General features: G+C 66.0%; 19 protein-coding genes and 1 tRNA gene. 8 read left to right on the forward strand and 12 right to left on the reverse strand.

Annotated features, from left to right (window positions below; genetic code table 11):
* Complete coding sequence (locus HCZ97_RS06135; protein WP_167687800.1) at positions 1-495, reverse strand: tripartite tricarboxylate transporter TctB family protein; 495 nt, start codon at positions 493-495, stop codon at positions 1-3.
* A gap of 122 nt (positions 496-617) precedes the next feature.
* Positions 618-1,589: a tripartite tricarboxylate transporter substrate binding protein gene (locus HCZ97_RS06140; protein WP_167687801.1), complete on the reverse strand. Its 972-nt coding sequence runs from the start codon at positions 1,587-1,589 to the stop codon at positions 618-620.
* Positions 1,590-1,708: 119 nt separating this feature from the next.
* Here HCZ97_RS06140 and HCZ97_RS06145 point away from each other — a divergent pair, with 119 nt between their 5' ends.
* Positions 1,709-2,620 carry a LysR family transcriptional regulator gene (locus tag HCZ97_RS06145; protein ID WP_167687802.1) on the forward strand — a complete coding sequence of 304 codons (912 nt, stop codon included), beginning with the start codon at positions 1,709-1,711 and terminating at the stop codon, positions 2,618-2,620.
* A 341-nt stretch (positions 2,621-2,961) separates the two neighbouring features.
* Here HCZ97_RS06145 and HCZ97_RS06150 read toward each other — a convergent pair.
* Positions 2,962-3,035: transfer RNA gene (locus tag HCZ97_RS06150), tRNA-Cys, on the reverse strand.
* 214 nt (positions 3,036-3,249) lie between these two features.
* Entirely contained in the window at positions 3,250-4,185 is a 936-nt protein-coding gene (locus HCZ97_RS06155; protein ID WP_167687803.1) for a GSCFA domain-containing protein, read from the reverse strand.
* Positions 4,186-4,448: 263 nt separating this feature from the next.
* On the opposite strand from HCZ97_RS06155, the gene HCZ97_RS06160 reads away from it, so the two are divergent.
* From HCZ97_RS06160 to HCZ97_RS06170, 3 genes are all read left to right on the forward strand, one after another.
* The gene (locus HCZ97_RS06160; protein WP_167687804.1) at positions 4,449-5,102 is read left to right on the forward strand and encodes a protein-L-isoaspartate O-methyltransferase; all 654 of its coding nucleotides are present in this window, start codon (positions 4,449-4,451) and stop codon (positions 5,100-5,102) included.
* 115 nt (positions 5,103-5,217) lie between these two features.
* Positions 5,218-6,612, forward strand: coding sequence for a TolC family outer membrane protein (locus tag HCZ97_RS06165; protein ID WP_368484328.1), 1,395 nt, complete (start codon positions 5,218-5,220; stop codon positions 6,610-6,612).
* Positions 6,613-6,681: 69 nt separating this feature from the next.
* On the forward strand, positions 6,682-7,089 hold the full coding sequence (locus HCZ97_RS06170) for a hypothetical protein (protein ID WP_167687806.1): 408 nt from the start codon (positions 6,682-6,684) through the stop codon (positions 7,087-7,089).
* Here HCZ97_RS06170 and HCZ97_RS06175 read toward each other — a convergent pair.
* Positions 7,086-8,534 carry a cobyric acid synthase gene (locus HCZ97_RS06175; RefSeq protein ID WP_167687807.1) on the reverse strand — a complete coding sequence of 483 codons (1,449 nt, stop codon included), beginning with the start codon at positions 8,532-8,534 and terminating at the stop codon, positions 7,086-7,088. The two genes, HCZ97_RS06170 and HCZ97_RS06175, sit on opposite strands and share 4 nt — an antisense overlap.
* On the opposite strand from HCZ97_RS06175, the gene HCZ97_RS20710 reads away from it, so the two are divergent.
* Complete coding sequence (locus HCZ97_RS20710; protein WP_303048696.1) at positions 8,533-8,667, forward strand: hypothetical protein; 135 nt, start codon at positions 8,533-8,535, stop codon at positions 8,665-8,667. The genes HCZ97_RS06175 and HCZ97_RS20710 overlap by 2 nt on opposite strands.
* Here HCZ97_RS20710 and HCZ97_RS06180 read toward each other — a convergent pair.
* Positions 8,664-8,984, reverse strand: a complete 321-nt coding sequence (locus tag HCZ97_RS06180; protein ID WP_167687808.1) for a DUF6280 family protein — start codon at positions 8,982-8,984, stop codon at positions 8,664-8,666. The two genes, HCZ97_RS20710 and HCZ97_RS06180, sit on opposite strands and share 4 nt — an antisense overlap.
* 237 nt (positions 8,985-9,221) lie before the next feature.
* On the opposite strand from HCZ97_RS06180, the gene efp reads away from it, so the two are divergent.
* Positions 9,222-9,785: an elongation factor P gene (efp, locus tag HCZ97_RS06185; RefSeq protein WP_167687809.1), complete on the forward strand. Its 564-nt coding sequence runs from the start codon at positions 9,222-9,224 to the stop codon at positions 9,783-9,785.
* A gap of 488 nt (positions 9,786-10,273) precedes the next feature.
* Here the strand turns inward: efp and HCZ97_RS06190 are convergent, their stop codons facing one another.
* Entirely contained in the window at positions 10,274-11,098 is an 825-nt protein-coding gene (locus HCZ97_RS06190; RefSeq protein ID WP_167687810.1) for a fructosamine kinase family protein, read from the reverse strand.
* A 4-nt stretch (positions 11,099-11,102) separates the two neighbouring features.
* Entirely contained in the window at positions 11,103-11,864 is a 762-nt protein-coding gene (locus tag HCZ97_RS06195; protein ID WP_167687811.1) for a folate-binding protein YgfZ, read from the reverse strand.
* 68 nt (positions 11,865-11,932) lie between these two features.
* Here HCZ97_RS06195 and HCZ97_RS06200 point away from each other — a divergent pair, with 68 nt between their 5' ends.
* Positions 11,933-12,427, forward strand: coding sequence for a glycosyltransferase (locus HCZ97_RS06200; protein ID WP_167687812.1), 495 nt, complete (start codon positions 11,933-11,935; stop codon positions 12,425-12,427).
* On the opposite strand, the gene HCZ97_RS06205 is transcribed toward HCZ97_RS06200, so the two are convergent.
* From HCZ97_RS06205 to HCZ97_RS06220, 4 genes are all read right to left on the reverse strand, one after another.
* The gene (locus HCZ97_RS06205) at positions 12,411-14,279 is read right to left on the reverse strand and encodes an ABC transporter ATP-binding protein (RefSeq protein ID WP_167687825.1); all 1,869 of its coding nucleotides are present in this window, start codon (positions 14,277-14,279) and stop codon (positions 12,411-12,413) included. The genes HCZ97_RS06200 and HCZ97_RS06205 overlap by 17 nt on opposite strands.
* A gap of 167 nt (positions 14,280-14,446) precedes the next feature.
* Positions 14,447-15,145, reverse strand: a complete 699-nt coding sequence (locus HCZ97_RS06210; protein WP_167687813.1) for a tyrosine-protein phosphatase — start codon at positions 15,143-15,145, stop codon at positions 14,447-14,449.
* 127 nt (positions 15,146-15,272) lie between these two features.
* Positions 15,273-15,725, reverse strand: a complete 453-nt coding sequence (locus HCZ97_RS06215) for a thermonuclease family protein (protein WP_167687814.1) — start codon at positions 15,723-15,725, stop codon at positions 15,273-15,275.
* Positions 15,726-16,251: 526 nt separating this feature from the next.
* Positions 16,252-16,737 carry a fasciclin domain-containing protein gene (locus tag HCZ97_RS06220; protein ID WP_167687815.1) on the reverse strand — a complete coding sequence of 162 codons (486 nt, stop codon included), beginning with the start codon at positions 16,735-16,737 and terminating at the stop codon, positions 16,252-16,254.
* 388 nt (positions 16,738-17,125) lie between these two features.
* Here HCZ97_RS06220 and HCZ97_RS06225 point away from each other — a divergent pair.
* The coding region (locus HCZ97_RS06225) for an alanine--glyoxylate aminotransferase family protein (protein ID WP_167687816.1) at positions 17,126-18,244 on the forward strand (1,119 nt) is incomplete at its 3' end.

An 18,244-nucleotide genomic window follows, 5' to 3' on the forward strand; every position in this document is an offset into this window, starting at 1 on the left:
TCAGAAGCCGAAGGGACGTGTCAGCACGCCCTTGGGAAACTGCGTGCCAAGCGCGGAATGGAAGAAGAGCTGCAGCAGGATCGGCGCGCCGAAGGCGATCAGGGCGATCCAGATCCGGTGGCCGCGCTCGCCGGTCATCAGCACGATGCAGAGCGTAAGCAGCATCGTCGAGACCAGGAAACCAAGCAGGGGAATGGCCACGAGGAACAGCACGAAGGCCAGCATCAGCCCGGCGAAGCGGCCCACCATGCGGGCACGGCTGCTGCCATCGGTTTCAATCGGCGCTTCTTCGGGGTGGGGGCGGGACACCGCGAAAAGCAGCGCAAGCACGCCAAGGGCGATACCCGCAAGCGAGACGGTGCGCGGCCACATGTCCGGCGGCGGGGCGAAGCCGGGAATGAAGGCCGGGCGCGGCACATAGGCTGGGACAAGGATGAAGGCGGTCAGCGCAAAGAAGGCGACAATGATCAGCCCCCGCAGGACGGGTTTGGGCATGCGACACTCCGGGAAAGGGGGGCCCCGTCGGCGCGGGGCGGGTCGGTGGCGCGGCCCCGGTCGGATGGGGGCCGCGCAGATCGTTCGTCAGGTCAGCCGGGCCGCGGCGCGGCCCGTGGCGCTTAGTTCGGCAGGTAGCCGAAATCTTTCGCCAGACCGTGGAACAGTTCGTACTGGCTTTGCGCATAGTCGCCCATGTCGACGTCGCCGATGGTCGAGATCGACCCCCGCTTCGCTGCAAGCTCCAGCCATTTCTCGTCGGTGGCGACCTCTGCCAGCACGGACTGCCACTTGGCGGTCACCTCTTCCGGCAGGTCCTTGGGACCGTAGAGCGCGCTCCAGCCGGCGATCTGGCCGGCCTTTTCATAGCCAAGCTCGGCCGCGGTCGCGACGTCGGGCAGGGTGTCCATGCGCTTGGGCGCGAAGACCATCAGCGCCTTCAGGTCACCGCTTTGGATATGCGGCATCAGGGAGCCCGCCGCCATGGCGACGAAATCAACGTGACCGCCCAGCAGGGCAGTGGCCAGCGCGCCGCCACCCTTGTAAGGCACCAGCGTCGCAGCGGTCAGCGGGTCAAGGTCGTTGTCGGCCAGCAGCGCCTGCGTGGTGAAGCCGTCGATCGCGGTCGCGCCCGAGGCAGCATAGGTCATGCGCCCGTTGCTGTCCGAGATGGCCGTGATCAGCTCTTCGACGTTTTCATAGGGCGCATCGGCACGCACGGCGAGGATCATCGGCGTGGCTTCCAGCGCGCCGAGGAAGCTGTAGGCGTCCCAGTCCACGGCATTGTCGGGGGTCACGGCGGGCGAGAGTGCCATGCCGACGCGGGCCAGCAGCAGGGTGTAGCCGTCCGGATCCGCTTCGGAGACAGAGCGCGCACCGTTCATGCCACCTGCACCGGGCTTGTTCATAACCGTCACCGGCTGGCCCAGGAAGGGCTGTGCGGTTTCCGCCAGCGCGCGACCAGCCAGATCCGAGGCGCCGCCGGGGCCGTAGGGAACGACGAGGGTCACCGCCTGGTCGGGGTAGGTCTGGGCCATAGCGGGCCCGGTTGCTGTGATCGCGGCCAGGGCGATCGTTCCAAGAAGTTTTTTCATGTTTGCCTCACGTCTACTCCGGCAGCGCCGGTCTGTTGGATGCGCCGCAGCATTCACAGTATGCGAAGATTGACAATAGACGGGTTTGTCTTGCATAAAATGCATACTGAGGGGTGGCCATGTTCAAGACACGCGAATTGGAGGCTTTTGACGCCTATATGCGGCTCGGCGGCGTCAAAATGGCGGCCGAAGACCTGGAAACCAGCCAGCCGATGATCAGCCGCCTGCTCTCGGCGCTTGAGGAAAAAACCGGCTTCGAGCTGTTCTTGCGCAAACGGAACCGCCTCGCCCCGACGCCGGAAGCCTTCCGGTTCCACCAGTCTGTGGTGCGCCATCTCGCCGGCTGGCGCAGCCTGGAGCAGGAAGCGCTGGCCATCGCGAACGGGCAGGTCGGGCATCTGGTGATCGCCGCCCAGCCGATCTTCTGCGACACCTTTCTGCTCGATGCGCTGGAAAGCTTCCGCGAGACCCACCCGCATGCGACGGTGCAGATCGTCGATGTCGGCATGGCCGAGCTGCTGCGCATGATCAGCGAGCAGCGCTGCGACCTGGCCTTCGGGATCACGCTCAACGCCGAGGCTTTCGGCGGCAATGCCCGGGTGCTTGCCCATTGCGCCGCGCGCTGCATCCTGCCGGCCGGGCATCCGCTTGGCGGCGTGGAGGAGATTCCGCTGCCGCGTTTGCGCAAGGAATGGTTCATCGACCTTGCGGAGGGCAGCCCGTTGCGCCAACGCGTCGATCACATGATGGAAACCATCAACGTCGATCGCACCATCGCCGCCGAACTCCGCACGCTGCATGGCGTGGTGCGACTGGTCGAACGCGGCGTCGGTGTCGCGATCGTCGATCCCGTGGCAAGCCAGCTGCTCGATCCGGAGAAGATCACCTCGCACAGGTTGATGCCGGCAATCACCTGGGACATAGCCCAGTTCGTGCCGCGCGATCGTCCCCTCAGCGCCATGGGGCAGGCCTTCGCGCGAGCGGTCTCCTCCGAGATCGACCAGCTCAAGCAGGCCGGCGTGGTGAGCTGAAACCCACGCCGGTTTCGTTGCGCCAGTGCGCAAGGGAATTCACCTCGTGGATCCGCGGGTGATGCCGGCGCTCTTCACAGGCGGGGCAGGGGGGCCATCGCGGAATGGAGCAACGCGCGCGCCGCGCCTTGCCTTGAGATCCTGGCTATGCGCTGCTCTATTCCGGTCGGCAGCCGGACCAGAACCGCGCTCCGCCACGTTTCAGGGCCTGGTCTGGCCGTCTGATCGGGTACATCGCTGACACGACTGAGACAGGGCGGGCTTTTAACCGCCCTGCAAATCCGGCAATTCCCCTCCCCACTGACGAGGCGGCAAATTCCGAAAATCTAAGTAAAGTAAGGTGGAGGCGAGTACCGGAATCGAACCGGTGTACACGGATTTGCAATCCGCTGCGTCACCACTCCGCCAACTCGCCATCCGTGGTGTGGCCGGACACTGTCTGCCGTCCTGGCCGGTCGAACCTGCGCCGTGGCGGTCTGGGTGACGCGCCGGGCCTCAGCTCGGGCCGCTTTATTGCCGCTTTTGGATGGCTTGTCCAGTGGCCTGCGCAAGATTGTGCGGGGCAGGGGGCTCCACGCCCGCGCAAAGGGTTGCGCGGGCGTGGTAACGTTTTGCAACAGATGAGAAAATCAGGCGAGGTAGCGTGACGTCATGTAGCCAATGACCCGGTCGACGATGGCCGGACGGACATGGACGTTGTCCTCTCCGTAGGCATTCAGGCCCAGGGTGGTGACGATCTCGTAGCTGGGAAAGTAATCCACGTCCGGGAAGCTTTGCAGGGCAAGTTCGGCCACCACGCGCAGCACCGACTTGGAATAGGCGTTGCGGGCCACGGCGTCGCCACCGGCGAAGGTCACCTGGATGGGCACAGGCGACACGGTGATCAGCACCTTGCGGCGGCCATTCTCGATCAGGCGTTCGATCATCTCGAAGATCAGGGCCTGGCTTTCGGCCATGTCGAGCTGGCGGAACAGGAACCGCCCGGGATTGGCGCTGAGCAGTTTGCGGCTGGGCGCTTCGTTTAGGAAGGTCGCCGTTTCGCGGTCATACCAGGTTTCCACCAGCCCCAGCGTGATCACCACCACGTCAGAGGCGGCCAGCCCCTCGGCATAGAGATCGCGGATCTGCTGGCGCCGCTCGCGGGCGCGGTCGGGGGAGACGGGGCGCGATCCGGTGGCGAGCAGGCAGTCGAGCACCTGGCCCCCGGCGACGGGATAGAGCCCGGCCTCGTCGACGGGCCGGTCCAGCTGGGTGACGCATTGCAGCATGGTGCCGGGGTTGTACTGGTTCAGGATCCGGTTGGGCTGGCCCGGCGCTTCTTCCTGGGGGGCGCTAAAATGGGCGGTGGGCACAGAAAGCCCGCGCGACAGCAGCGCCTTTTCAACGTTGCGTGCAAAGCAGGAGCCGATGGTAAAGACGCTTTCCCCCGGAGACAGATGAAAGCCCGGCGTGACCTCGGGAAAGATCATTCCCTCCTGGTAGCGGGCATCGGCCCGGTCGGGATACTTGCGGGACTTGTTGCGAAGGGCCCCGGAAAAGGCCTCCGGTCCGGCGATCTGGTTCATGGGCTCTCTCCGATCTGCGGCGGTTTGCGCGGCCCGGTGACCGGGGCCCCCACAGGCGGGCCGCCGGACATCTGCCAGATGCAGGCCTAAGCTGGCTTGGTTAAGAAAGCTTCAATCGCAGGTAGCGCATGCTGGGGGCGAATAGGCGGGATGCGGTGCAACATATTCCCACAAAGCGCGAATGCAGGGCATCCCGGCGTTGTCGCGGGCGGTTCGATGTGGCAAAACCTGCGCAGAGAAGATTCTGAACGGAAGAGTCTAGTATGACCGATTATGCTGCCCGGCGAACGATGATGGTCGACGCCCAGATCCGGCCCTCGGATGTCACGAAATTCCCGATCATCGAGGCGATGCTTGCCGTCCCACGGGAGCTTTTCGTGCCCCAGGACCGCAAGGAAGCCGCCTATCTTGGCGAAAACGTCAGCCTTGGTGGCCGTCGCGTCCTGCTGGAACCGCGGACCCTGGCCAAGATGCTGGATGCCCTGGACGTTCAGCCCGATGAGCTGGTGCTCGATCTGGGGGCGGGGCAGGGCTATACCGCCGCGGTCCTGTCGCGCATTGCCGAAGCCGTGATCGCGGTGGAAGAAGACACGGAACTGGCCGGCGACAGCCAGTCCATCCTGAGCGACCTTGGCGCGGACAACGTCGTCCTGCACGAGGCCGGTTTGACGGAAGGGGCGCCGGAACATGGCCCCTATGACATAATAATCATCGAAGGTGGCGTCGAGCACCTGCCAGAGGCAGTGACCGCGCAACTCAAGGAGGGCGGGCGCATCGTGGCGCTCTTCCTGGAAGGCCATCTTGGTGAGGTTCGCATCGGCTACAAGGTCGATGGAAAAATGAGCTGGCGTTACGCTTTCAACGCTGGTGCTCCGGTTCTGCCGGGGTTCGAACGGCATTCGGCCTTTACCCTCTGATCCTTCGGGACGGTGGCTGCGGGCTCGCAAGAAAAAGGCCGCCAGACCGGCCATTAGAGGTGACAAGATGGGTGACAGGCAAGTGACGCTCCCGCGTGCGGGATTGGCAAAACGGGTGAAAGCCCTGATGACGGGATCGGTGGCAGGTCTTGCGCTGATGGCATCGCCACTTGTTGCCTCGGCTGAGACGCTGGGCGAGGCGCTGGCGGATTCCTACCGCAACTCCGGCCTGCTGGAGCAGAACCGCGCGGTACTCAAAGCCGCCGATGAAGATGCCGCCCAGGCCATTGCCTCCCTGCGGCCGGTGCTGAGCTGGTCCGCCGGGGTCAACCGCAGTTTCTCCACCACCTATGCCAGCGGCGTTTCCGTGGGCACCGGCGAAACCACCGGCTCCGCCCAGCTGACCGCGTCGCTGCTGCTGTTCGATTTCGGTGCCTCCGCCCGCGCAGTGGACGTGGCCAAGGAAACCGTGCTGCTGACACGCCAGCAGCTTGTCTCCATCGAGCAGCAGGTGCTTCTTCGGGCGGTCAGCGCCTACATGGAAGTGCGCCGCGCGAATGAGAACCTTGCCCTGCGGCAGGCCAACGTGCGCCTGCTCAGCCAGGAACTGAGGGCCGCCCAGGACCGCTTCGACGTGGGCGAAGTAACCCGCACCGATGTCTCCCAGGCTGAAGCGGCCCTTGCGGCGTCGCGCAGTGGCCTGACCTCTGCCGTTGGGTCGCTGGCCCAGGCCAGGCTGGAATACGAGGCCGCCGTTGGCCATCTGCCGGGCAACCTGGCCGCGCCGTCGCGCCTGGGTTCCGTGCCCGGTTCGCAGGCAGAGGCGACCAACATCGGCCTGCGCGTGCACCCGTCCATGGACGTGGCGCGCCGCCAGGTGACCATCGCGGACATGCAGATCGACATCGCCGGCGCAGCCTACAAGCCGAAGCTGAACGCCACGGCCTCCTACGGGCTGAGCACGCCCTTCGGCCAGGACGTCAACACGCTTGGCGGCTCGGTCGGGCTGAACCTCTCCGGGCCGGTTTACAGCGGCGGGGCCATCGCTTCGGTCGAGCGCCAGGCGCTGCTGAACAAGGAAGCCACGCTGGCCAACCTGCACGTGGTCTCCGACACCGTGAAGCAGAACGTTGGCACCGCCTATTCGGCCGTGCAGGTCGCCCAGGCCGCCACCGTTTCGGGCCGCGAACAGGTCCGTGCGGCAGAAGTCGCCTTTGACGGCGTGCGCGAGGAAGCCACGCTGGGCTCGCGGACCACGCTGGACGTGCTGACCCAGGAACAGACCCTGCTGGATGCGCGCACCGATTACCTGTCCGCCCAGGTGGACGAGGTGCTGGCGCGCTACTCGCTGCTTAGCGCCATGGGGCAGTTGACCGCGCAGGCGCTGAACCTGAACGTGGAGATCTACGATCCCGCGGCCTATTACAACATGGTCAAATCGGCGCCCGCCCGCCAATCCCGGCAGGGCAGGCAGCTGGATTCGGTACTGCGGCGGATCGGGCGCGAATAGTCGCCGCTCCGGTGCTTGAGGCCTTCCTGCGTGCGGGCTAGACTTGCCCCACGCTAGGAGGGTAGCCGAATGTCCGAAAACACCGACGGGACCACGGGCGAGACCCCGGAGACAGGCGGCGATAACCGCCTTGTCCTGTCGCCGGAGCTGCGCGTGGAAGAGCCGCTTCAGGCGGATACCGTTCTGGCGGAAACGGCAGCCTGGCCGGGCGAGGCGGACAGCGATCCGCTGGTGCTGGACAACCGGCTTTACCCCTACGAGGACCGGCGCAGCCCGCTGACGGACGACGACCTGTCAGAGGAGGACGACTGGGACGAAGAGCTGCGAATCGACAAGGCCGAGCTGCGCCAGATGATCCGCGAGATCGTGCGCGAAGAGCTTGAGTTCGCTCTGAAAGACATGAACATGCGCGCCATCCGCAAGATGGTAAAGCGCGAGATTGCCAAGGCCGTTCCCGGATATTCCCGCAAGGACTAGGCGCTGACCTCGGTCGCTAGCGACAGCATCCTGTCGAGGTCGAGGTGCGCCTCAAGATGCGCGGCCAGGGCGTCCAGCACGCGGTCCACCTGTGCCTCGTATCCGGGCTGGGAAACAGCGCCAAGCTGCGCCAGATAGGCCGCCCGGAAGCTGTCAGAGGCGAAGAGCCCGTGCAGGTAGCTGCCCATGACCCGCCCATCTTCCGAGGCGGCGCCCTCGGCGCGCTCCCCGACCTGAAGCCAGGCGCGGGCGCAATCGGGGCCTTCGGTTTCGCCCAGGTGGATCTCATAGCCCGAAAGCGTGGCGCCGCTCGCGATATGGCGGGCTTCGGTCAGGGCCAGGCGCTTGGCAGGTTTCATCACCGTTTCGATCTCAAGCAGGCCAAGGCCTGTGTAGCTGCCGGGGCGTCCCTCGATGCCCTCGGGGTCGCTGATCGAACGGCCCAGCATCTGGTAGCCGCCACAAAGCCCCAGAACGTGCCCGCCGCGGCGCAGGTGGGCGGCCAGGTCGATGTCCCAGCCATTGGCGCGAAAGGCCTGCAGGTCCGCGATGGTGGATTTTGACCCGGGGATCAGCACCAGCGTGGCGTCGCCGGGCAGGGGGCGGCCGGCTTCGATGATCTCAAGCGTCACGCCGGGCTCTGCGGCCAGTGGATCAAGGTCATCGAAATTGGCGATCCGGGGCAGGCGAGGCACGGCGATCTTCAGCGCGCCGCCGGAGCTGGGCGCGCTGCGGTCCAGGTCCATGATATCCTCTGCCGGAAGGCGCCAGGCCTCTGCGAACCAGGGAATGACCCCAAGGGAGGGCCAGCCGGTGTGCGCTTCAATCGCGGTGAGGCCGTCGTCGAACAGCCGGGGATCGCCGCGGAACTTGTTGATCGCAAAGGCTTTCACCCGGGCGTTATCTGCATCGGAGATCACGGCGCGGGTGCCCACGATCTGCGCGATGACCCCGCCCCGGTCGATATCGCCCACCAGCACCACAGGCACATCGGCGGCTTCGGCAAAGCCCATGTTGGCGATGTCACCGGCGCGCAGGTTGACCTCGGCCGGGGAGCCGGCGCCTTCGATCACCACCAGGTCGACATCGGCGGCAAGGGTGCGGAAACTGTCCAGCACCGCCGGCAGGAGAGAGGTCTTGAGGCTGCCATAGGCGCGCGCGGCAGAGGTGCCAAAGCGTTGACCGCGCAGGATAATCTGGGCGCCCGTATCCGTCTCGGGCTTCAGCAGGACCGGGTTCATGTGGACCGAGGGCGCGCGCCGGCTGGCCAGCGCCTGAAGCGCCTGGGCCCGTCCGATTTCCCCGCCATCAGCGGTCACGGCGGCATTGTTGGACATGTTCTGCGGCTTGAAGGGCGCAACGCGGAGGCCTTTGTTGGCAAAGGCCCGTGCAAGGCCCGCGACCAGAAGCGACTTGCCCACATTGGAGCCCGTCCCCTGTATCATGATCGCCCTTGCTGCCATCCTGCCCTCCGCCGTTGGGATCTTCTTGCCAGATGGGCAGGGGCTGGACAATCGAAAACGCGCCCCGTTCTGGGACGCGTTTTTCTTTATTTTCTGTTTAAAAACAGATAGTTAGGCGGCTTCTGCCTGCTCGGCAGCGTGGCGGCGTTCGCTTTCTTCGCGCGACAGCGCGACAGAGGTGCGAACCCCCTTGGAGACAAAGTCCATCAGGCCTTCGACGACCCGTTCATTGGGGTCGATGCCAGCGCAGGACAGCACTTCGCGGCCATCCCGCGAACGTGCCCAGCGGGCGATCTGTTCGGGGCCATTGCCGTATTTCTTGTCGTCGGCAATCGCGTCATCCAAAGCCGCCAGTACAACAGCGGCGAAAAGTTTGCGTGCGCGGTTGCCCTGTTCGTTATTGAAGGCGGTGCCATCAACGAAATCTTTCATGATCCGTCCTTGCTTATTGCTCTTGTGTTTCGGGCGTGCCGCCCCTTATGACGAAATCGAGACGATTCGGGTAGCGTATTCACGCATCCCTGTCATGCGTCTGGTGCATGTCTAAAAGCGGCGGTCTTCGTACCCTCAAGCCCGGCGGCCCCATCCCCTGCGACCGGCTTGCCAGAGCGGCGAACCGTCTATATAGGCTGCGCGAGTTCACGTTCAACCATTCCAGGTGAGGCGATAATGCCCAAGATCAACGGAAACGAAATCCGCCCCGGCAACGTTCTGGAGCACAACGGTGGCCTTTGGGCGGCCGTGAAGGTCGATCACGTCAAGCCGGGCAAGGGCGGCGCCTTTGCACAGGTCGAGATGAAGAACCTGCGGAACGGCTCCAAGCTGAACGAACGCTTCCGCTCTGCGGACAAGGTCGAGCGCGTCCGCCTGGAACAGCGCGACATGCAGTTCCTTTTCGAGAGCGACGGCATGCTCTCCTTCATGGATACGGAGACCTTCGACCAGGTCGAACTGCCCGCAGACCTGCTGGGCGACCGTCGCCCCTTCCTGCAGGATGGCATGACGATCGTCGTGGAATTCCATGAAACCGAGGCCCTGAACGCCACGGTGCCCCAGAAGGTTACCTGCAAGATCGTCGAGACCGAGCCGGTGGTCAAAGGCCAGACGGCGGCCAACAGCTTCAAGCCCGCGATCCTGGACAATGGCGTCAAGGTCATGGTGCCGCCCTTCGTGGGCCAGGACGAAGATATCGTCGTGAACACCGAGACGATGGAATACGCCGAACGCGCCTGAGCCGCGATTGGCGCCAGCGCCCCGCATCGCCGGGACCGGGAAAAGACAGCAACGCCGTGCGGGATCCGCGCGGCGTTTTGCTTTGTCCGGCGGGGGCGAGAGGGGCTGGGCACGGTGTGGCGTCGCGCGGCGCGGGCGGGGCGGTCACCGCGACCCGACAGACCGGGCAAGGCGGCGGGCGTGGGGTGTAGAAATCCCTGTCCAACTGGTTAAATTTCAATCATTTGGGCGAAAATTCCATGAGGTCAGCGCATGGCTGGTTAAGCACCTTTTACCCCGCCGCGCGGATTGAGAAACCGTTGCCAGAGCGTCCCGAGGGGGCCGAAAGGGGCGAAATCCACGTCGGTGGGACGTCTGTTTCGCGTCGGTATTACGTCGGTATCACGTCGGTGCGCTCCGCACGGAGGGTTAATGCGTAATTAATGCGCAGGGAGCCTGCCGCCGGGGGAAGATCCGTCATGCGCCGGGTGCAAAAGCGCGTGCTGGCCTCAAATCCCGAGGGCGTTCAGGCGGGAGGCCACAAGCGGCAGGTAGCCCGACCCGAAAAGTTGCAGATGCACCAGCGCGGGCCAGAGCTGGTAGATCGACATCCGCCGTTTCCACCCTTCCGGCAGCGCACCGTAGCCCGACCAGAAGCCCTGGCCCGGTTTGCCGAAGAGGTGGAGCATGGCGATATCGACCTCTCCGTCGCCGTAACAGCAGGCGGGGTCGATCAGGTGCACGCTGCCTTGCGGGCCGAACAGCAGGTTGCCATGCCAGAGGTCGCCGTGCAGCAGGCCGGGCCGGGGACGGGCGGGCAGGTCCTCGGGCAGGCGGTGGCAGAGTGTCTCTACCTGGCGGGCCATGTCGGCGGGCAGATGGGGCAGGGCGGGCAGCATGCGGGCCTGTGCCCAGAAGCCGGGCCAGTCGGTGACCTCGGCGGGGCTGGCCGCGGGGATCGCGACCGGGCCGAAGGCATAGGGTTCGCTCCAGCCATAGGAGGGATCGTTGTCGCCGGCGGTGGTGTCATGCATCCGGCGCAGCGTGGTGCCCAGGCGGGCCCAGGTGTCCGGATCATTGGCCGCGGCTGAGGCCGCCGGCAGGTAGGTCATGATCAGAAGGCCCGGCGCGCTGGCCAGCACCTTCGGCACCGGGATGCGCGCGCGGGCGAGGGTCTGGAGCATCCGCCCCTCTGCCTGCACGAGGGGGCCGCATTTCGCCACCACCTGCCGTCCGTCCGACAGGCTGAGCAGCACGACCTTTGACAGATCACCGCCCTGCAGGGTGCGCCGCGCGGTGACGCCGCAGTCCAGCAGGGTTTCGGGATCGCTCATGGGCTTAGCCGTCCTGGGTCTCGGGCAGCGTGACTTCTGCCTCTCCGGCCTGCATGGGGGGCTGGGCGCGATCGAAGCGCAGGTAGGCGATGGCCTGATCCCCGGCGCGGGTGAAGAGCTGGCCGGCGGTCTTGCCGTTGGCCGTGATCTCTGTCCCCGGGTCCGCGGGGCCGCTGACCTGCACGGTGCGCAGGCCCTTGCGCAGCTCCGTCTTGTGTTTCATCCGCGCCGTGACCTCTTGGCCGACGTAGCAGCCCTTGCGGAAGTCCACGCCGTGCAGCCGTTCGAAGCCGGCTTCCAGGATGAAGGTGTCCGGGGTCAGCTCTATCCCGCTTTCGGGGATGCAATGGGCCACGCGGATGGCATCGAAATCGGTGCCGTCGCTGCCCTCTTGCGTGCCGATCAGGTGCCAGCCGAGCGCGGGGTGGCGCGGGTCCTGGAAGGCGCCCTCAGGCGCGGGGCCGGTGCCGCGCCGGACCTTGAGGTCCGTGGCTTCGACCGTGACCTTGGCGCGCAGCTTGTACATGGTGAGCCGTTGCAGCAGCGCCTCTGCCTGGGGGCGGGCGACCAGCAGCAGCACGTCGGTGCCGTCGCGGACCAGGATGAAATCGCTGATGTACTTGCCCTGGGGGGTCAGAAGGGCCGCGTAGACCGGCTGCTGATCAAGCTGGTCGATCGAGTTGGTCACGAGGTTCTGGAGGAAATGATGCACGTCCTCACCGCTGAGGCGCAGGATGGTGCGGGGGATCTCTGTGGTGTGTTCCATGGTGCTTTCGCTTGTGATCGAGGGCGAGTATACCGCCAGACTCGAGGGTTAACAGGGGGGCCATGCCCATGCCAGCAGCACTGTCCGTGGTGATCGCCACGCTGGACGAGGAAGCGGCGCTTGCGCGCTCTGCCGCGGCCTTGTTCGAAGGCGTGCAGGCGGGCCTTCTGCGGGAGCTGATCGTCAGCGACGGCGGATCGAAGGACGGCACGCTGGACCTGGCCGAGGAGATCGGCGCGGAAGTGGTGCGCGCCGCGCCCGGCGCCCAGTTGCAGGCCGGGGCAGAGGCGGCGCGGGGCGAGTGGCTGTTGCTTCTGAGCGCGGGCACCCAGCCGGCCCGGGGCTGGAGCGACGCGGTCCTGGCGCAGATGCAGGCCGGGCGCGCCGGGGTCTTTCGCCATGTGCCTGCCGGGCGCGGCCCCGCCGCGCGCCTGGGCGCGCTTTGGGTGAACCTGCAAAGCCGGCTGCTGGGGCGGGTCGCGCCGGGCCCGGGCCTGCTGGTCCGCGCGCGCGATTTCGGCCGGGGGAAACCCGTGCTGATGGGCGTCAGCGCCCGAACATAGCCCAGTAGAGCCGCCGCATCATCGTGGCATCCTCCGGCGGCGTGGACACGGTGCCCAGCTTCTCGGCGGCGCGCTGCGCGGCGATCTGGTCTGCCGTGGGGCCATCGGTGCGGAACTGCAGGTCATGTAGGTGGGCATAGATCCCGCCGCGCTTGAGCAGCTCTTCATGCGGGCCCTGGTCCACGGCGCGGCCCTTGTCCATCACCACGATCTTGTCGGCGCCGCGCACGGTGGAGAGCCGGTGGGCGATGACGATGGTCGTGCGCCCCTCTGCCAGCTTGTCGAGCGCGGCCTGCACCACGGCCTCGGACTTGGCATCCAGGGCAGAGGTCGCCTCGTCCAGGAGCAGGATCGGCGTGTTGCGCAGCAGGGCCCGGGCGATGGCCACGCGCTGGCGCTGCCCGCCGGACAGGTTGGAGCCGCGCGGCCCGGCCTGGGTATCCAGCCCCTCCGGCATGCGGGAGATGAAATCGGTGACATGGGCCGCATCGAGCACCTCTTTCAGGTGCGCTTCGGAGACGTCGGTGCGCCCCAGCAGGATGTTCTCGCGGATGCTTTCATCAAAGAGCAGCGCGTCCTGGGAGACGACGGAGAAGAGGTTGCGCAGGTCCGGTAGGGACATGTCGCCCACGCCCACGCCGCCGATGGTGACCTGGCCCGATTGCGGATCGACAAGCCGGGTGAGCAGGTTGAAGACGGTGGACTTGCCCGCGCCGGAGGCCCCGACAAGCGCCGTGGTCTTGCCCGGTTGCGCGGTGAAGGACAGCCCGTCCAGCACCTGGGTTTCCCCGTAGCTCAGGTTGACGTTCTCAAGCGCGATGCCGGGCACGCCTGTGGGCGCGGGGCGCGGGTTAGCCGGAGAGGTCAGCGTGGGTTCGCTTTCCATCAGCTCCTTGATGCGCTCGATCGCGGCGGCGGCCACCTGCCAGGTGCCCGTGACCCCGCCCAGGCGGCGCAGCGGTTCGAAGGCAAAGCCGATCGCCGTGAAGAAGGAGACGAACTGCCCCACGGTCTTCTCGCCCGAGATGATCTCTGAGCCGCCGAAGATCAGCACGCCCAGGAAGCCGACGCCGGCCATGATGTCGATCAGGCCGGGGATGGCGGCGGTGCCGATGGTGGCGCGGATCTGCGCCTTGACCAGCTTGTCGGTCAGCTGGGAATAGCGGCGGTACTGGTAATCCTCCAGCCGGTTGAGCTTGACCGGGACGATGCCGTGGAAGACTTCGTCCAGGCGGATGGACTGCCGCGCGCCAAGGTCACGCGCCTCGCGCGAGCGGGCGCGGATGAAGCGCTGCACGATGAGGGAGGGCGCCACCAGCAGCGGCGCGCCGACCATGGCGACCAGCGTCCATTTCCAGTCGACGGAGACCGCCACGCCCATCAGGATGATCAGCGACACGAGGTCCCGCCCCGCGCCGGTCAGGATCGCGCCCCAGACGTCGTTCACCGCGCCCACGTCGCTTTGGATCCGTTGCAGCAGGTAGCCGGGCGGGTGGGTCTGGTGGAAGGGGCCGTCCTGCCCCATGAGCCGCTTCAGCAGGTCCTTGCGCAGCTCTGCCGCGTTGTACTGGGAGATACGCGCCAGCAGCACCTTCTGCGCCACGGAGGCCAGCGCGCGGGTGATGAAGATCACGATCACCGCCAGCCCGACCCAGGCAATGGCGCCCGAGTTGCCCTGGATGAAGATGGAGTCGAACATCGGCTTCATCATCCAGCTCAGCGCGCCCAGCATGGAGCCTTCGAGCGACATGAAGAGCACGGCGAAGACCAGCCCGATCCAGTACTTGTGAAGATAGCCCTTCCAGAGCCACTTCATCAGCGCGCCGCCCTTTTCCTGTTTGCCATCAGGCATGAAACGCATGTCCGGGTCCGCGCCGACGGTGCTTTGGGGCGCCGGTGTGGGAAGGGGGGCAGCGACCTGGGAGGTCACGGGCACGGCGGGCGTGGCGGCCTTTCCAGCGCTGTCTGTCGCCGGGGCCTTGTCCTGCCGTTTCGGGGTCTTGCGGTCTTCGGAATTGCTCACGACTTGGCCTTCCTGCCCGAGCGCTGCTTGCGGCTGTCGAATTCCGCCTGCAGGGCCTTCGGGTCGTATTCTGTTCTGACCCAATCCTCGAAGCCGATAGGATCGCGGGCCGTGCGCGCGGCATAGACATCCAGGATGTGATCAAGGATCCCGGTCTTGGTCCAGCGGAAATGCACGTACTTGGGCGAGAGCATCTTCTGCGCCTCTGCAACCGGTCTGCCTTCGATGACCATCAGGTAGATGGCCGAGGCAAAGCCTGCCCGGTCGGCGCCGGACTTGCAATGCATCACGAAGGGTTTCTCGATGCTGCGGAAGGCGTCGATCACGCTCAGGATTTCCTCGGCAGAGGCGGCTTCGCGGGCGTAGAGGTTGCGGTCCACCAGGGTTAGGCCAAGCTGTTCGCAGCTTTCCCGTTCCACCAGGTAATGGGCCGCACCGCCCGCGCCGCGCAGGTTCAGGACGGACTTGATGCCCAGGGCCTTCATCTGCTCGAACCGCTTGTGGGTCGGGTGATTGGAGCGCCAGACACCGGGGGCGATCTGGAAGAAGTTGGTCCAGACCTTGCGCAGCACGGCGTGGTCGAACCAGTTGTTGTAGATATTGGCCCGCCGCCGGTTCTCTGGCGTGGACAGGTCGGTATTGTAGGAGGCGCGCAGGTCGCGTTCCCAGTTCTTGACCCGTTCAACGAGTTTCATGCCATGGATCCCTTGTCAGCAAGCCGCCCCCGCAAGGGCTGGCTCCATGTAGGGGAGGGCGGGACGCGAAGCAAGCTTGGGGGTGCGCGCGGAGGCGAGAGGGGGGCTTGGATGCCGCGCGATCTGGTCAGCTGTCCTGGGCCTGCGGTATGGCCAGTTTCCCCCGGTGCTTGGCAGCCACGCGCCAGAGCCTCTTGCGCACGCCTGCTGGCTCAAGGTGGCGGTAGCGCCCGCCGGAGAACTTCGCCCAGTCGAGCGCCAGCCCCGCTTCGACCAGCTTTGCCGCCAGGTCAGTGCCATCGGCCAGGGTGCACCGGGCGATGACACGGTCGTAGCTCATGCCTTCCTGGATATGCGCGGTGACGATCTGGCCCTTACAGAGGCCGACCATGGCGAACTTCGCCTTCTTGCCCCAGGGTTGGTCCAGCTCCGGGCAGTCAATCCCGGCCACCCGGATATGGGTTTTGTTGATGACGATGGTATCGCCGTCGATCACGTAGCACTTGCCGCTTAGGGTGCGCGGGTTGGGGGCGATCGGGTCTGCCGGCTGGGTCGGGGTCTGCGCAAGCGCAGGCTCCACCGGACGCTGGGGCTGCGGCCTGGAGCTGGGTGGCCTTGCGGTGGGGCTGCTTGAGGTGGCTGGCCTTGGTCCGTCGGCTGCGGGGCCGGGACGCCGGGAGCGAGCGGGCATGCCCCGTGAGGGCCGGGAAGGACGGAAAAGCGCGCGCAGAATTGCCAGTATCATCCGGCCCTCCTGTTCTCTGGTCTGTGTCAGTTGACAGAAGGTTTTAGGGGATACGCGATCGTATGGGGCGCGATCTTCCGCCGGGTCGAAAATATGGCGGGCAGTGTTGCGCAAAGGTCGCGCGTGGGTTGAGTTGGCCGATTTGCCCGCGGAGTAGCTGTGTTGGCTTCTGAGCGTTGCAGGGATCGCAGACCGACAGACTGGTTCAGGCGGCGTGCCGTGCAGGCAGGTCACCTTGCCGGGTGACTGATTCAGGGGCCATGCAAAAGGCGCGGCCCCTTTCGGAGCCGCGCCTGTCGTCTTCAGGGTCTGGCCTGAAGGCCGCTCGCGTCAGGGCCCGGTTGCCCGGGCCCGTGGCGGATCACTTGGGCATCAGCACGCCGTCGATGACGTGGATCACGCCGTTGGAGGCTTCGATGTCAGCCGTGGTGACGTTGATGTCGTTCACGGTGACGCCGCCCTCGGTCATGATCTCGATGCTGCCGCCCTGGACGGTTTCGGCCATCATGCCATTGCTGAGGTCGGTGGACATCACCTTGCCCGGCACGACGTGGTAGGTCAGGATCGCGGTCAGCTGATCCTTGTTCTCTTCCATCAACAGCGTGTCGACGGTGTCGTCGGGCAGGGCCGCAAAGGCCGCATCCGTGGGAGCGAAGACCGTGTAGGGCCCTTCGCCGGTCAGGGTGTCGACAAGGCCGGCGGCCTCGGCGGCGGCAAGAAGGGTGGTGAAATCGCCGGCCTCTTGCGCGGTCTCGACGATGTTCTTGCCCATGTGGTCGTCAGCCAGGGCAGAGCCTGCGAAGAGCGCGGCGGTGGCGGTGGCGGCGATGAAAGTTCTACGGATCATTATAATTTCCTCCTCTTGGGTGTCGTGCAGGGATTACGGCGGGTGGCGCAGTACGGATCACGCTCAAATCAGCCTGAGCGCGGCTTGCCGGAGGGGGCGCGCGCGCTAAGCCCGGGGGTTGCGCCGGGGCAAATGACGATGCCGTGACGTAACGTCAGCATTTCGTGACTGCTGGGCGTGATCCGGGGGCTGAGTGGCCGCTGTGAGAGGGCGGGGAACCGCTCTGATCGCCTGCGCCGGGAAAACGGGCAGCGGGGTGCAGGCGGGCCGGGTGACCTCGGGGCCGCTTCGGGCGGGGGCAGCCTGCGCATTGACCTTGTGAAAGGGCGCGCTAATGCTGGCGCGGCCCGGCCTTTGCGCTGCGCCGCCGTCACGAAAGGAACCCACGATGAGCCTTGCCCATGGCCGCCCCTACCTTGCCATTCCCGGCCCCTCGGTCATCCCCGACCGGGTGTTGCAGGCCATGCATGCGCCGGCCCCCAATATCTACGAGGGCGACCTGGTCGAGATGACCCATGGCATGGTGCCCGACCTGCTGAAGGTGGCGCGCACCGCCCACAAGGTGGCGATCTATATCGCCAATGGCCACGGCGCCTGGGAAGCCGCGCTGAGCAACGTGCTGAACCCCGGCGACAAGGTCCTGGTGCCGGCCACGGGGCGCTTCGCCTTCGGCTGGGCGGACATGGCAGAGGGCCTTGGCCTGGTGCCCCATATCGTCGATTTCGGCCGCAAGTCGAAGATCGACGCGGCCCGCGTGCAGGAGGTGCTGGAGGCCGATACCGCCCATGAGATCAAGGCGGTGATGTTCTCTCATGTCGATACGGCGACCTCTGTGCGCAACGACAGCGCAGAGCTGCGGGCGGCGCTGGATGCCGCCGGACACCCGGCGCTGCTGATGGCCGATTGCATCGCTTCGCTGGCCGTCGACCGGTTCGAGATGGACGCCTGGGGTGTCGATATCATGGTGGCGGGCTGCCAGAAGGGGCTGATGGTGCCGCCGGGCCTGTCCTTTGTCTTCTTCAATCCCAAGGCCGCAGAAGCCCGCGAAAAGGTCGCCCGCGTCAGCCGCTACTGGGACTGGAAGCCGCGCGCGGATCCCGATTTCTTCTACAACTTCTTCGGCGGCACGGCCCCCACGCATCACCTGCTGGGGCTGCGCACCTCTCTCGACATGATCCACGAGGAAGGGCTTGAGAACATCTGGGCCCGTCACGATACCCTGGCGCGCGCCGTCTGGGCGGCCTGCGAAGCCTGGGGAGAGGGCGGCCCGCTTGAGCTGAACATCCAGGATCGCGCCATCCGCAGCCATGCGGTGACGGCGCTGTCGATCGGGCTGGGCAACGGCAAGAAGCTGCGCCGCTGGACCGCCGACCAGGCCGGGCTGACCCTGGGTCTTGGCATCGGCATGGATAACGAGGCCGATCCCGATGGCACGGGCTACTTCCGCATCGGCCACATGGGGCATCTGAACGGCCACATGGTGCTGGGCGCGCTTGGCGTGATCGAA

The organism is Pseudooceanicola sp. HF7 (assembly GCF_011806405.1).
In the GTDB taxonomy this organism is placed as follows: domain Bacteria; phylum Pseudomonadota; class Alphaproteobacteria; order Rhodobacterales; family Rhodobacteraceae; genus Pseudooceanicola.